Genomic DNA, 13,576 nt, shown 5'->3' on the forward strand with positions numbered 1-13,576 from the left:
ATCCGTGGGTGCCCGCTGGTTTGGGCTGGATAATCATGCTGGCTTTTCCCGGCTCGCGCTGCGCTTAGCCGGGCTACAGGTGGGCGCAGTGTTGTAGCCCGGATAAGGCGTTAGCCGCAATCCGGGGGCCCGCACCGTTAACAAATTCTCGGCAGCGGCTCGGCGTGAGGAAGATCCAGCGTGCGCTTAACGCCGTACAGGCCGACGGACCGCACGCCGCTGCGTGCAACCACTTCGCCAACTATCGCCGCGTGGCGGCCAAGCGGGTGGGCCCGCAGCCGGGCCAGCGCCGCTTCCGCCGCATCGCGAGCGACGGCGATAACCAGCTTGCCTTCATTGGCAAAGTTAAGGGCATCGAGCCCCAGCAGTTCGCAAACGCCGCGAACGGTATCGTTGACCGGCAGCTCGCGTTCATTCAGCTCAATCCCGCAGCCGCTGGTGGCGGCAAACTCATGGGCCACCGCGTTAACGCCGCCGCGGGTGGCATCGCGCAGCGCTTTCACTCCGGGAAGGTCGCGCAGCGACTGAATCAGCGGGGTGAGTACCGCACAGTCGCTGGCGAGCGCCCCGTCCAGCCCGAGCCCTTCGCGTAAATTGAGAATGGTGGCCCCGTGATCCCCCAGCGTGCCGCTGACCAGCAGCACGTCGCCGGGCGCAATCTGCCGCGCTCCCCAGCTGATCGCCGAGGGGATTGCGCCAATCCCGGCGGTATTGATAAACAGCTTGTCCGCCGCCCCGCGCGGCACGACTTTGGTATCGCCGGTGACGATGGCGATGCCCGCCGCCTGCGCGGTCTGCGCCATGCTGTTAACCACCTTCTCGAGGGTGGCGATTTCCAGCCCCTCTTCGAGAATAAATCCGCAGGAGAGGTAGCGCGGCAGGGCGCCGCTCACCGCCACGTCGTTAGCGGTGCCGCAGACCGCCAGCTTGCCGATATCGCCGCCGGGAAAGAACAGCGGATCGATAACGTAGCCGTCGGTGGAGAAGGCGAGGCGATCGCCCTGGGCGGCAAGCTGCGCCAGATCAAGCCGCGCCTGATCCTCCTGCTCCGCCAGCCACGGGTTGGCGAAGGCCTCCATAAACAGGGAGGCGATCAGCTGCTGCATCGCCTGACCGCCGCTGCCGTGCGCTAACTGGATGCTTTTCATACTTCGTTTTCCTGACTGCGATATTGATACCAGGCGGCGCAGGCGCCTTCTGATGAGACCATCAGCGCGCCAAACGCGCTTTGCGGATTACAGACCTGGCCGAATAGCGGACACTGATGCGGTTTGCAGCGCCCGGTCAGCACCTCGCCGCAGCGGGCTCGCGGGTCGTCGCAGACGCGCTGCGGCGTCGGGCGAAAATGGGCTTCGGCGTCGAAACGCTGATACTCAGGCGTCAGCCGAACGCCGGAATCGCTGATAACCCCAAGCCCGCGCCATTCGCTGTCGCCGGAGAGGCAGAACACCTCGGCAATCGCCCGCTGCGCCAGGGGGTTACCTTCATCAGGGACCACGCGACGATACTGGTTCTCGACCTGACTGCACCGCGCTATTGTCTGCTCAACCAGCATCACCGCGCCTTGCAGTAGATCAAGAGGTTCGAATCCAGCGACCACTAACGGTCGGCGGTAGTCGCTGGCGATAAACCCGTAGGCTTCGGTACCAATGACCATGCTGACGTGGCCGGGGGCGAGGAAGGCGTCGATATCGTTGTCCGCAGTATCGAGCAGGCTGCGCAGGGTCGGGAGCAGGGTGATGTGCTGGCAGAAAAAGAAGAAGTTCTCGACGCCGCGTTCGCGTGCCTGGCGCAGGGTCAGCGCGGTGGCGGGCATGGTCGTTTCAAAGCCCAGTCCGAAGAATACCACCTCGCGGTCGGGGTTTTGCTGCGCCAGCCTGAGGGCATCAACCGGCGAATAGACGATGCGCACGTCGGCGCCGCGCGATTTTGCCTGCAGCAGGGAGCCATTTTTTCCCGGGACGCGCATCGCGTCGCCGAAGGTGCAGAAAATAACCCCCGGACGGCCGGCAATCTCAATGCAGGCGTCAATGCGGCCCATCGGCAGGACGCAGACCGGACACCCGGGGCCGTGGATAAATTCGATATTTTCCGGCAGCAGCTGGTCGAGACCGAACTTAAAGATGGCGTGGGTATGGCCGCCGCAGACCTCCATAATCCGCAGCGGGCGGGCGGCGGTATGCGGCAGCAGGCGAGCGCGCTCCTGCAGGTGTTCCACCAGCTGCAGCACCTGCTCCGGCGCGCGGTATTCATCAACGAAACGCATTATCGCTCCTCGCCGAACAGCAGGGCGCCGACGTCCGGCTCGACCTCAAACATATTTTGCAGCGCCGCGAGGGTATCGCGGGCCTCGGCTTCATTAATGATGCTCATGGCGAAGCCGACGTGCACCAGCACCCACTGACCGAGCCGCGGCTGGCCCTGCTCATCGACGGCGCCCACCAGGGTTAGGTCGACCTCGCGCTGGATGCCGCAGACTTCAACCCTGGCCTGGTTGCCCTCAATGGCGCAAATTTGTCCCGGAACGCCTATGCACATTGCTGCGCCTCCAGCCAGCTGAGCCACTGCTCCATGCCCTCGCCGCTGGTGGCGGAAAGCAGGATTATCTCAATCTCGGGGTTCACCTCCCGCGCGCAGGTGAGGCACTGCTCAACGTCAAAGTTGAGGTACGGCAGGAGATCGATTTTGTTCAGCAGCATCAGGCTGGCGGCGGCGAACATATGCGGGTACTTCAGCGGCTTGTCCTCACCTTCGGTTACCGACAGGACCGCGACCTTGTGCCGCTCGCCGAGATCGAAGCTCGCCGGGCACACCAGGTTACCGACGTTTTCAATAAACAGGATGCCGCCATCGGCAAGCTCAAGGCGCGGAGCGGCCTCGGCGATCATCTGCGCGTCGAGGTGGCAGCCCTTGCCGGTGTTGACCTGAATGGCCGGCGTGCCGGTGGCGCGGATGCGCGCCGCGTCGTTGACCGTCTGCTGGTCGCCTTCAATCACCGCGCAGGCGCTTTTCGCCTTCAGGCGCAGCAGGGTTTCGCTCAGCAGGGTGGTTTTACCGGAGCCGGGGCTGGAGACCAGGTTCAGCACCAGCTGGTCTTTGGCCGCAAAGCGGGCGCGGTTGCGGGCGGCCAGGCGGTTGTTTTTATCCAGCACGTCAATTTCAACCTCCAGCATTTTACGCTGGCTCATTCCCGGCGCATGGGTACCCGCCTCGCCGTGGCCGTAGTGCAGGTCGCCCTCGGCAGAGCGGCTGGGGGTAAAGCCGTCGGTTTTGATGCCGGTAATGGTCATCGGCTGGCGCGTGGCCGGCGCGAAGGGGGCGCTGCGAAACGCCGAGTGGGGGTTGCGTTCATCACCTTCTATATAAAGGTTGCCTTCCCCACAGCCGCAGGTGGTACACATAGTTTTACTCCTGGTCTATCCCGTCATACTGCACGTTGTTTCTGTGCTGGCCGCGCTCGCGCGTCGGCCGCCGCGATCCCGGCCGAATCAGGCGGGGATCACTTCTATTCTCTGAATCTGTAAGCCATCGTCCGCCACTATCTGCAGCCCGTCGCTCTGACACTGCGGGCAGCGCCGCACGTGCTGAGAGATCAGCTGCACGTACTGCTGGCAGGACTCACACCAGCATTCGGCCTGCTGCTCGGCGATATGCAGCTCGCAGCCTTCCGCCAGCGTGCCGCGGCACACCAGCTCAAAGCAGAAGGTCAGCGCGCTGGCCTCGACGCAGGAAAAGGCCCCAACCTTGAGCCACACGCCGCTGACCCGCCGCGCGCCGGCCTGCTGCGCCTGCTGTTCAATAATTTCCAGCGCCCGCTGGCTAAGAGTGATTTCGTGCATGGTGGCCTCCACATCGCCGTAATTGACCGTATATGCAATAACGATGCCAGGGCATCGGTACGGTCGGAGAAACTGTCGATGACGATGGCCTGGTGACGTCATCGACATGTCGCCGAAGACCCCTGTTTTTATTAATTTCTTTAAATATCAAATATATAAAAACTGGCATGGAAAATGCTTGTGCAGTGCATCTCATGCAACCGGGGGATCCGAGATGACTATTTGGGAAATAAGTGAAAAGGCGGACTACATCGCCGATCGTCACCGCCAGCATCAGGAGCAGTGGCACACCTACTGCAACTCGTTGGTTCAGGGCATCACCCTGTCGAAAGCGCGCCTGCATCATGCGATGAGCTGCGCGCCGGACAAAGAGCTGTGCTTCGTGCTGTTCGGCCACTTTCAGGTGTTTGTCGCGCTGGCGGAAGGCTTTAACAGCCACACCATCGAATACTACGTAGAAAGCAAAAATGGCGAAGATAAGCGCCTGATTGCGCAGGCGACGCTGGCCTCCGACGGCACCGTCGACGGGCGCATCAGCAACCGCTCCCGCGAGCAGGTGCTGGAGCACTATCTGGCGATCGTGGCGACCGTGTACGACCGCCTGTATGAGGCCATGGAACAGGACCAGCCGGTGGATTTAAGCCATCTGCAGCGGGCCCACTAAGCGCAAGGTGTCGACGAGTGTCGAAAATGACATCTGCACCACCTGATTTCGTCAAAAATGACTTTCACCCGAGGAAGACCCGGTGAACCGTTTTGTAATTGCTGACTCCACCGTCTGTATCGGCTGCCGCACCTGCGAAGCCGCATGCGCTGAGACGCATCGCCAGCAGGGCCTGCAGGCGATGCCGCGACTGCAGGTCATGCGTAATGAAAAAGAATCTGCGCCGCAGATGTGCCACCACTGCGAAGACGCCCCCTGCGCCGCGGTGTGTCCGGTTAACGCGATTAACCGCATCGACGGCGCGGTCCAGCTAAACGAAAGCCTGTGCGTAAGCTGCAAGCTTTGCGGCATCGCCTGTCCGTTTGGCGCGATCGAATTTTCCGGCAGCCGGCCGTTGGATATTCCGGCAAACGCCAATACGCCGCTGGCGCCCGCCGCGCCGCCCGCGCCCGCCCGCGTCAGTTCGCTGCTCGACTGGGTACCCGGCGTGCGCGCCATCGCGGTGAAATGCGATCTGTGCCATTTCGATGAGCAGGGGCCCGCCTGCGTGCGTACCTGCCCGACAAAGGCGCTGCTGCTGGTGGATATCCGCGATATCGCCCTGGCCAGCAGGCGCAAGCGCGAGCTGACTTTTAATGCCGACCTCGGCGATTTGTCGCTGTTTCAGGCGCAACAGGGGGGCGTGAAGTGAACATCATCTCTTTAGTCAATCAGGCGGTGGTTTGGTACGCCGTCAGCGCCGTGCTGGCGCTGCTCTTTAGCCTGAAAAAGCCGCTCAGCGGCGCGATTGCCGGGATCGGCGGGGCGGTAGCCAGCGCGATGCTGATCGTCGTCGGAATGGGGACGCTGCTGATGCCGGGCCGGGTGAGCGCCGGGATGCTGCAGATGCTCTCCCTGCCGATTCGGATTAGCGGGATTAACGCCCTGTGGCTGCTGGCCATCGGCCTCTCGGCGCTGCCGATTTCGCTGTTTAATATCTCCTGGCACCGTCATCCAGAGGTGAAAGCGAACGGCCTGCTGGTCAACCTGCTGCTGGCGGCCGCCACCTGCGCCCTGGTGACGACCAGCTTCGGCAGCCTGGTGGTGATGGCGGAAATTATGGCCCTGTGCGGCGCCTTCCTCACCGGCTGCGCGCAGTCCGGCAAGCTGTGGTTTGCGCTGGGCCGCTTCGGCACGCTGCTGCTGGCGTGGAGCTGCTGGCTGGTGTGGTCGTTTTACGGCACGCTCGATCTGGCGCAGATTAGCCTGCTGGCCGCCGGCGCTCCGCAGCAGATGCTGCTGTGGCTCCCGGCGCTGGCGGGCTTTTCGCTGCTGGCGGGGGTTATTCCGCTGCACGGCTGGGCGCCGCAGGCCCATGCCGACGCCAGCGCGCCGGCCGCCGCGCTGTTCTCCACGGTAGTGATGAAGGTGGGGCTGTTCGGCATCCTGACGGTCTCCCTGGCCGGCGGCGTGCCGCCGCTGTGGTGGGGCGTGCTACTGCTGGTGCTGGGGATGATCACCGCCTTTATCGGCGGGCTCTACGCGCTGATGGAGCACAACATCCAGCGCCTGCTGGCGTACCACAGCCTGGAAAATATCGGCATCATCCTGCTGGGGCTCGGCGCGTTTGTCACCGGCGTGGCCCTCAATAACGCCAGCCTGATGGTGCTGGGCTTTATCGGCGGGATGTATCACCTGATCAACCACGGTCTGTTCAAAACCACGCTGTTCCTTGGCGCCGGGGCGGTGTGGTTCCGCACCGGCCACCGCGATATCGAAAAGCTCGGCGGCATCGGTAAAAGAATGCCGCTGATTTCGCTCTCTATGCTGGTGGGCCTGATGGCGATGGCGGCGCTGCCGCCGCTGAACGGCTTTGCCGGCGAGTGGGTTATCTATCAGTCGTTCTTTAAGCTCAGCACCGGCGGGGCGTTTATCGGCCGCCTGCTGGGGCCAATGCTGGCGGTGGGCCTGGCGATGACCGGCGCTCTGGCGGTGATTTGCATGGCCAAAGTCTACGGCGTCACCTTCCTAGGCGCGCCGCGGAGCCCGCAGGCGGAAAACGCCACCTGCGCCCCGTGGCTGATGACCTTCAGCGTGGTGCTTTCCGCGCTCTGCTGCGTGATTGGCGGGGTGGCCGCGCCGTGGCTTCTGCCGCTGGTGGGCGGCGTGGTGCCGGCTCAGGCTCAGGTCGCGAGCGTGGTGTCGCAGCCGCCGATCGCCATTCTGCTGATCGCCTGCCCGCTGCTGCCGCTGCTGCTGATGATTTTCTTCAAAGGCGACCGTCTGCCGTCGCGCTCCCGCGGCGCGGCCTGGGTCTGCGGCTACGACCATGAGAAATCGATGGTGGTGACCGCTCACGGCTTCGCGATGCCGGTCAAAGAGGCCTTTGCCCCGCTGCTCAAGCTGCGCCACTGGCTAAACCCGGTACGCCTGATCCCCGGCTGGCACAGCGGCTCCGCACCCGCGCTGCTGCGCGGCGTTGCGCTGATTGAGCTGGCGGTGCTGGTGGTTATTGTCATTTCACGAGGAGCCTGAGAATGAGCGTATTCGTTGCATTGTTGCAGGCGCTGGTGCTGTTTGCCGCCGCGCCGCTGCTGTCCGGCATCACCCGCGTTGCCCGCGCCCGCCTGCATAACCGCCGCGGGCCGGGCGTGCTGCAGGAGTATCGGGACATTATCAAGCTGCTGGGGCGCCAGAGTATCGGCCCCGACGCCTCCGGCTGGGTATTCCGCCTGATGCCCTACGTGATGGTCGGCGTGATGCTGACTATCGCCACCGCGCTGCCGGTGGTCACCGTAGAATCGCCGATGGCGGGGCTGGGCGACCTGATTACGCTGATCTATCTGTTTGCCATCGCCCGCTTCTTCTTTGCGATCGCCGGGCTCGACACCGGCAGCCCGTTTACCGCTATCGGCGCCAGCCGTGAAGCGATGCTCGGCGTGCTGGTGGAGCCGATTCTGCTGCTGGGACTGTGGGTGGCGGCGCAGGTTGCCGGCTCAACCCATATCAGCAGCATCACCGACACCGTCTACCACTGGCCCGCCGCGCGCAGCATTCCGCTGCTCCTCGCGCTGGCCGCCTGCGCTTTTGCCACCTTTATCGAAATGGGCAAGCTGCCGTTCGACCTTGCCGAGGCGGAGCAGGAGCTGCAGGAAGGGCCGCTGACCGAATACAGCGGCAGCGGCTTCGCGGTGCTGAAATGGGGGATTAGCCTCAAGCAGCTGGTGGTCCTGCAGATGTTTGTCGGCGTGTTTATTCCGTGGGGGCAGATGACCCACTTTAGCGTCGGCGGGCTGCTGCTGGCGCTGGTCGTCGCGGTCGTCAAGCTGGTGGCCGGCGTCCTGATTATTGCCCTGTTTGAAAATAGCATGGCGCGCCTGCGCTTTTGTGCCACGTCCCGCGTGACCTGGGCCGGTTTTGGCTTTGCCTTTTTAGCCTTCGTCTCCTTGCTGGTGGCGTGATTTAAGAGAGTTTTATATATGAACGAAGAAAAACCGGGTCAACGCTATCTCGCCGCGCTGCATCAGGCCTTCCCGGGCGTGGTGCTGGACGAGGCCTGGCAGACCAACGATCAGCTCACCGTCACGGTGAAGATTAACTATCTCCCGGAAGTGGTGGAGTTTCTCTACTACCGGCAGGGCGGCTGGCTGTCGGTACTGTTCGGCAACGACGAGCGCAAGCTCAACGGCCACTATGCCGTTTACTACGTGCTGTCGATGGAGCAGGGGACCAAATGCTGGATAACCGTGCGCGTGGAAGTGGACGCCAATAAGCCGGAATATCCGTCGGTGACGCCGCGGGTGCCCGCGGCGGTATGGGGCGAGCGCGAAGTGCGCGACATGTACGGCCTGCTGCCGGTTGGCCTGCCGGACGAGCGCCGTCTGGTGCTGCCGGACGACTGGCCGGATGAACTCTACCCGCTGCGCAAAGACAGCATGGATTACCGTCAGCGCCCGGCGCCGACCACCGATGCGGAAACCTACGAGTTTATTAACGAGCTGGGCAGTAAGAAGAATAACGTGGTGCCGATTGGCCCGCTGCACGTCACCTCCGATGAGCCGGGCCACTTCCGCCTGTTCGTTGACGGCGAAAATATTATCGACGCCGACTACCGCCTGTTCTACGTCCATCGCGGGATGGAGAAGCTGGCGGAAACCCGGATGGGCTACAACGAAGTGACCTTCCTCTCCGACCGGGTGTGCGGCATCTGCGGCTTTGCCCACAGCACCGCCTATACCACTTCGGTTGAGAACGCGATGGGCATCGTGGTGCCGGAACGCGCGCAGATGATCCGCGCCATTCTGCTGGAGGTGGAGCGTCTGCATTCGCACCTGCTCAACCTCGGCCTCGCCTGCCACTTCACCGGCTTCGACTCCGGCTTTATGCAGTTCTTCCGCGTGCGCGAGACGTCGATGAAAATGGCGGAGATCCTCACCGGGGCGCGTAAAACCTACGGCCTGAACCTGATTGGCGGCATCCGTCGCGACCTGCTGAAAGAGGATATGATCCAGACCCGCCAGCTGGCGCAGCAGATGCGCCGCGACGTGCAGGAGCTGGTGGAGATGCTGCTCAGCACGCCGAACATGGCGCAGCGCACCGTCGGCATCGGCCGCCTCGACCCGCAAATCGCCCGCGACTTCAGCAACGTTGGCCCGATGGTGCGCGCCAGCGGCCACGCGCGCGATACCCGCGCCGACCATCCGTTCGTCGGCTACGGCCTGCTGCCGATGGAAGTGCACAGCGAGCAGGGCTGCGACGTGATTTCGCGCCTCAAGGTGCGCATCAATGAGGTCTACACCGCGCTGAATATGATCGACTTTGGCCTCGACAATCTGCCGGGCGGCCCGCTGATGGTGGACGGCTTCACCTATATCCCACACCGTTTTGCGCTGGGCTTCTCGGAAGCGCCGCGCGGGGATGATATCCACTGGAGCATGACCGGCGACAACCAGAAGCTCTACCGCTGGCGCTGCCGGGCGGCGACCTACGCCAACTGGCCGACCCTGCGCTATATGCTGCGCGGCAACACCGTTTCCGATGCGCCGCTGATTATCGGCAGCCTCGATCCCTGCTACTCCTGTACCGACCGAATGACCGTGGTCGACGTGCGGAAGAAGAAAAGCAAAGTGGTGCCGTACAAAGAGCTGGAGCGCTACAGCATCGAGCGTAAAAACTCGCCGCTGAAATAAGGAGCCGCCATGTTTACCTTTATCAAAAAAGTCATTAAGACCGGCGCCGCGACGCACGCTTACCCGCTGGAGCCGATGCCGGTAGATAAAAACTTCCGCGGCAAGCCGGAGCACAGCCCCCAGCAGTGCATCGGCTGCGCGGCCTGCGTTAACGCCTGCCCGTCGAATGCCCTGACGGTGGAAACCGACCTCGTCACTCACCAACTGGCGTGGCAGTTCAACCTCGGGCGCTGCATCTTTTGCGGCCGCTGCGAGGAGGTGTGCCCGACGGCGGCGATTAAGCTCTCGCAGGAGTACGAGCTGGCGGTGTGGAAGAAAGAGGATTTCCTCCAGCAGTCGCGCTTTGATATTTGCCGCTGCCGGGCGTGCGCGCGTCCGTTCGCCGTGCAAAAAGAGATCGATTACGCCATCGCGCTGCTGGAGCACAACGGCGATACCCGCGCCGAGCTGCACCGAGAAAGCTTCGAGACCTGCCCGGAGTGCAAGCGCCAGAAGTGCCTGGTGCCGTCCGATCGTATTGAACTGACTCGCCATATGAGAGAGGCCAGCTGATGAGCAATTTACTGGGCCCGCGCGATGAGAACGGCATTCCTGTGCCGATGACGGTAGATGAGTCTATCGCCAGCATGAAGGCATCGCTGCTGAAGAGTATTAAGCGTTCCGCCTACGTGTACCGCGTGGACTGCGGCGGCTGCAACGGCTGCGAGATTGAGATTTTTGCCACCCTTTCGCCGCTGTTTGATGCCGAACGCTTCGGAATAAAGGTCGTTCCGTCGCCGCGTCACGCCGATATCCTGCTGTTCACCGGGGCGGTGACCCGCGCCATGCGCTCACCGGCGCTGCGCGCCTGGCAGTCCGCGCCGGACCCGAAAATCTGTATCTCCTACGGCGCCTGCGGCAACAGCGGCGGCATCTTCCATGACCTGTACTGCGTCTGGGGCGGCACCGACAAAATTGTGCCGGTTGACGTCTATATTCCCGGCTGCCCGCCGACGCCGGCGGCGACGCTGTACGGCTTTGCCATGGCGCTGGGCCTGCTGGAGCAGAAAATTCACGCCCGGCTGCCGGGCGAGCAGGATGAGAAGGCGGCGGAAATTCTGCATCCGAATATGGTCCAGCCGCTGCGGGTGCGCATCGATCGCGAAGCGCGCCGCCTGGCGGGCTATCGCTACGGTCGGCAGATTGCCGATGACTATATGCGCCTGCTCGGCCAGGGCGACAGCCAGGTTGTGCGCTGGCTGGAGGCGGAAAAAGATCCGCGTCTGACCGAGATAGTCACCCATCTCAATCAGGTGGTTGAGGAGGCGCGCATCCGATGAGCGAAACGGTGGTGTTCAGCCAGCTGAGCCGTAAATTTATCGATGAGAACGACGCCACGCCTGACCAGGCGCAGCAGGTTGTCTATTACAGCCTGGCGATTGGTCACCATCTCGGGGTTATCGACTGCCTGGAAACGGCGCTGAGCTGCCCGTGGGATGAGTACCTGGCGTGGATCGCCACCCTTGAGGCGGGCAGCACCGCCCGGCGTAAAATGGAAGGCGTGCCGAAGTATGGCGAAATCGTTATCGACAGCAATCACGTCACCATGCTGGCCAACGCCTTTGATAAGGCGCAGGCCGGGCAGACGCCGGCGCAGCAGGCGTGGAGCAGGCTGATGCTCAGCATGCTTCACGATATTCACCAGGAAAGCGCCATCTATCTGATGGTGAGGAGACTCCGTGACTGACGTTTTACTCTGCGTGGGCAACAGTATGATGGGCGACGACGGCGCGGGTCCGCTGCTGGCGGAAACGTGCGCGGCAAACCCGACGGGCGGCTGGGTAGTGATTGACGGCGGCAGCGCCCCGGAAAATGACGTTGTCGCGATCCGCGAGCTGCGCCCCGACCGCCTGCTGATCGTCGACGCCACCGATATGGGGCTTAACCCCGGCGAGATCCGCATCGTCGATCCCGACGACATCGCCGAGATGTTTATGATGACCACCCACAATATGCCGCTCAACTATCTGATCGATCAGCTGAAAGAGGACGTTGGCGAGGTGATTTTCTTAGGCATTCAGCCGGATATCGTCGGCTTCTACTATCCGATGACCCAGCCGATTAAGGACGCGGTCGAGGTGGTGTACGCGCGACTTGATGGCTGGCAGGGGAATGGCGGTTTTGCGGCACTTGAAGCCGCAGAGGAGCCGGCGTTCCCCGGCTAAGCGCAGCGCGAGCCGGAAGTTCGGCCTGGGGGAGCAAGCGTACTTTTTTCCCGGGTCGCGGCGTAAACGCCTTACCCGGGCTACGACGACTTTTGTCACCCGTAGCGTTTGCCAGTCCCGGAGGCGATGCTGCGCATCTGTCCGGGCTACCGGTCCGCGGGCGTTGATGAACCTGTAGCCCGGCTAAGCGTAGCGCAAGCCGGGAAAATTTCCGTGTTGCAGGTGTTTGTTAAGCTGAGGCTCCCTCAGTCCGCGGGGCACACTACGCCAAATCTTCCCCATTGCTGGCAATGACCTTTTTATACCACCAGAACGACTTCTTGCGCTTACGGTCGAGGGTACCGTTGCCGGCGTCATCGCGGTCAACGTAGACGAAGCCGTAGCGTTTGCTCATCTCGCCGGTGGAGGCGGCCACCAGGTCAATACAGCCCCAGCTGGTGTAGCCCATTACCGGGATACCGTCTTCGATAGCGTCGCCCATCGCTTTGATGTGCTCGCGCAGATAGCTGATGCGGTAGTCGTCGTTAATCTCGCCGTTGGCGTCGATTTCATCCCGCGCGCCGAGGCCATTTTCCACGAGGAATAGCGGCTTCTGGTAGCGGTCATACATCATATTCATGGTGATGCGCAGGCCGAGGGGGTCGATTCCCCAGCCCCATTCGCTGGCCTGAATATAGGGGTTTTTTAACGACTTCACGATATTGGCCGCGTTGGTATTGCTGGCGTTCATCTCCGCCGAGGCGCAGCGCGAGGCGTAGTAGCTGAAGGAGACAAAATCGACGGTGTTGCGCAGGATCTCGTCGTCGCCCGGCTCTTTGACAATCGTCACGCCCTTCTCGCGGAGCATCCGCGCCGCCCATACCGGCCAGGCGCCGCGCGCCTGCACGTCGATAAAGAGCAGGTTTTCGCGATCTTTTTCCAGCGCCATCCACACATCTTCCGGCTTGCAGGACCAGGGGTAGAAATTGCCGCCCGCCAGCATGCAGCCCACCTGATTTTGCGCGTTCACCTCGTGGGCGATTTTGGTCACCTGGGCGCTGGCAATCAGCTCGTGGTGCGCGGCCTGGTACTTCACCTGATCCTGATTCTCCCCCTCTTCGAACGCCAGGCCGGCGCCGGAGTAGGGGCTATGGAGCATGATGTTGATTTCGTTGAAGGTCAGCCAGTACTTCACCAGCCCGTCGAAGGCTTCAAAGCAGGTGCGGGCGTAGTGGGTAAAGAACCCGACCATTTTGCGATTGCGCCACGAGCCGTACTCGGTCACCAGGTGCATCGGCACGTCGAAGTGGCACAGGGTCACCAGCGGCTCGATATTGTGCTTTTTACACTCCTCAAACAGCGAGCGGTAGAAGGCGATCCCCTGCGCATTCGGCTCCTGCTCGTCGCCGTTGGGGAACAGGCGGCTCCAGGCGATGGAGGTGCGAAATACGCTAAAGCCCATCTCCGCCATCAGGGCGATGTCCTCTTTATAGCGATGATAAAAATCGATCGCCGTATGGCTGGGGTAGAACTCATCGTCACGCAGCTGAAAGCGCTTTTCCAGCCCCAGCTTGACCGGCAGGCGCCTGGCGCCGTGGGGAAGGGTATCGACGGTGGTCAGCCCTTTGCCGCCCTCCAGATATGCCCCTTCAGCCTGGTTGGCGGCCAGTGCGCCGCCCCATAAAAATCCGTTTGGAAAAGTCGCCATGCGTTACCTCTGTG

At 62.5% G+C, this 13,576-nt stretch carries 15 protein-coding genes; 9 read left to right on the forward strand and 6 right to left on the reverse strand.

All coding sequences use genetic code 11. The features are described from left to right. Window positions 1-137: 137 nt before the first annotated feature. The 5 genes from hypE to hypA form a co-directional block, all read right to left on the reverse strand. Window positions 138-1,148: a hydrogenase expression/formation protein HypE gene (gene hypE, locus HCK03_RS05430; protein WP_167691238.1), complete on the reverse strand. Its 1,011-nt coding sequence runs from the start codon at window positions 1,146-1,148 to the stop codon at window positions 138-140. Continuing rightward, the gene (gene hypD, locus HCK03_RS05435) at window positions 1,145-2,266 is read right to left on the reverse strand and encodes a hydrogenase formation protein HypD (protein ID WP_167691239.1); all 1,122 of its coding nucleotides are present in this window, start codon (window positions 2,264-2,266) and stop codon (window positions 1,145-1,147) included. The genes hypE and hypD overlap by 4 nt, the downstream gene beginning before the upstream one ends. After that, on the reverse strand, window positions 2,266-2,538 hold the full coding sequence (locus tag HCK03_RS05440) for a HypC/HybG/HupF family hydrogenase formation chaperone (RefSeq protein ID WP_167691240.1): 273 nt from the start codon (window positions 2,536-2,538) through the stop codon (window positions 2,266-2,268). The genes hypD and HCK03_RS05440 overlap by 1 nt, the downstream gene beginning before the upstream one ends. After that, complete coding sequence (hypB, locus tag HCK03_RS05445) at window positions 2,529-3,401, reverse strand: hydrogenase nickel incorporation protein HypB (protein WP_167691241.1); 873 nt, start codon at window positions 3,399-3,401, stop codon at window positions 2,529-2,531. Before hypB ends, HCK03_RS05440 begins: the two co-directional genes overlap by 10 nt. 87 nt (window positions 3,402-3,488) lie before the next feature. Next, window positions 3,489-3,839 (reverse strand): hydrogenase maturation nickel metallochaperone HypA, encoded by a 351-nt coding sequence (gene hypA / locus HCK03_RS05450; RefSeq protein WP_041146902.1) that lies wholly within the window; start codon window positions 3,837-3,839, stop codon window positions 3,489-3,491. A gap of 214 nt (window positions 3,840-4,053) precedes the next feature. Between hypA and hycA the strand changes: the two genes are divergently transcribed. The 9 genes from hycA to hycI all read left to right on the forward strand — a co-directional run bounded on the left by hycA (window position 4,054) and on the right by hycI (window position 11,875). Then, window positions 4,054-4,503 (forward strand): formate hydrogenlyase regulator HycA, encoded by a 450-nt coding sequence (hycA, locus tag HCK03_RS05455; RefSeq protein ID WP_041146901.1) that lies wholly within the window; start codon window positions 4,054-4,056, stop codon window positions 4,501-4,503. An 82-nt stretch (window positions 4,504-4,585) separates the two neighbouring features. Continuing rightward, complete coding sequence (locus HCK03_RS05460; protein ID WP_123552101.1) at window positions 4,586-5,194, forward strand: 4Fe-4S dicluster domain-containing protein; 609 nt, start codon at window positions 4,586-4,588, stop codon at window positions 5,192-5,194. Then, window positions 5,191-7,017, forward strand: coding sequence for a formate hydrogenlyase subunit 3 (gene hycC, locus HCK03_RS05465; protein ID WP_167691242.1), 1,827 nt, complete (start codon window positions 5,191-5,193; stop codon window positions 7,015-7,017). The genes HCK03_RS05460 and hycC overlap by 4 nt, the downstream gene beginning before the upstream one ends. Before the next feature lie 2 nt (window positions 7,018-7,019). Further along, the gene (locus HCK03_RS05470) at window positions 7,020-7,943 is read left to right on the forward strand and encodes a respiratory chain complex I subunit 1 family protein (RefSeq protein ID WP_167691243.1); all 924 of its coding nucleotides are present in this window, start codon (window positions 7,020-7,022) and stop codon (window positions 7,941-7,943) included. 18 nt (window positions 7,944-7,961) lie between these two features. After that, window positions 7,962-9,671: a formate hydrogenlyase subunit HycE gene (gene hycE / locus HCK03_RS05475; protein WP_045857645.1), complete on the forward strand. Its 1,710-nt coding sequence runs from the start codon at window positions 7,962-7,964 to the stop codon at window positions 9,669-9,671. Between the two features lie 9 nt (window positions 9,672-9,680). After that, window positions 9,681-10,223 (forward strand): formate hydrogenlyase complex iron-sulfur subunit, encoded by a 543-nt coding sequence (locus tag HCK03_RS05480; protein ID WP_076946039.1) that lies wholly within the window; start codon window positions 9,681-9,683, stop codon window positions 10,221-10,223. Then, window positions 10,223-10,990: an NADH-quinone oxidoreductase subunit B family protein gene (locus HCK03_RS05485; protein ID WP_041146895.1), complete on the forward strand. Its 768-nt coding sequence runs from the start codon at window positions 10,223-10,225 to the stop codon at window positions 10,988-10,990. The genes HCK03_RS05480 and HCK03_RS05485 overlap by 1 nt, the downstream gene beginning before the upstream one ends. Continuing rightward, window positions 10,987-11,397, forward strand: coding sequence for a formate hydrogenlyase maturation HycH family protein (locus tag HCK03_RS05490; RefSeq protein WP_041146894.1), 411 nt, complete (start codon window positions 10,987-10,989; stop codon window positions 11,395-11,397). Before HCK03_RS05485 ends, HCK03_RS05490 begins: the two co-directional genes overlap by 4 nt. Then, on the forward strand, window positions 11,390-11,875 hold the full coding sequence (hycI, locus tag HCK03_RS05495; RefSeq protein ID WP_167691244.1) for a hydrogenase maturation peptidase HycI: 486 nt from the start codon (window positions 11,390-11,392) through the stop codon (window positions 11,873-11,875). The genes HCK03_RS05490 and hycI overlap by 8 nt, the downstream gene beginning before the upstream one ends. Before the next feature lie 262 nt (window positions 11,876-12,137). Here hycI and HCK03_RS05500 read toward each other — a convergent pair whose 3' ends face one another. After that, entirely contained in the window at window positions 12,138-13,562 is a 1,425-nt protein-coding gene (locus HCK03_RS05500; protein ID WP_076946041.1) for a 6-phospho-beta-glucosidase, read from the reverse strand. Window positions 13,563-13,576 lie beyond the last annotated feature (14 nt).

The sequence above is a fragment of the Klebsiella terrigena genome (genome assembly GCF_012029655.1).
Classification (GTDB): domain Bacteria; phylum Pseudomonadota; class Gammaproteobacteria; order Enterobacterales; family Enterobacteriaceae; genus Klebsiella; species Klebsiella terrigena.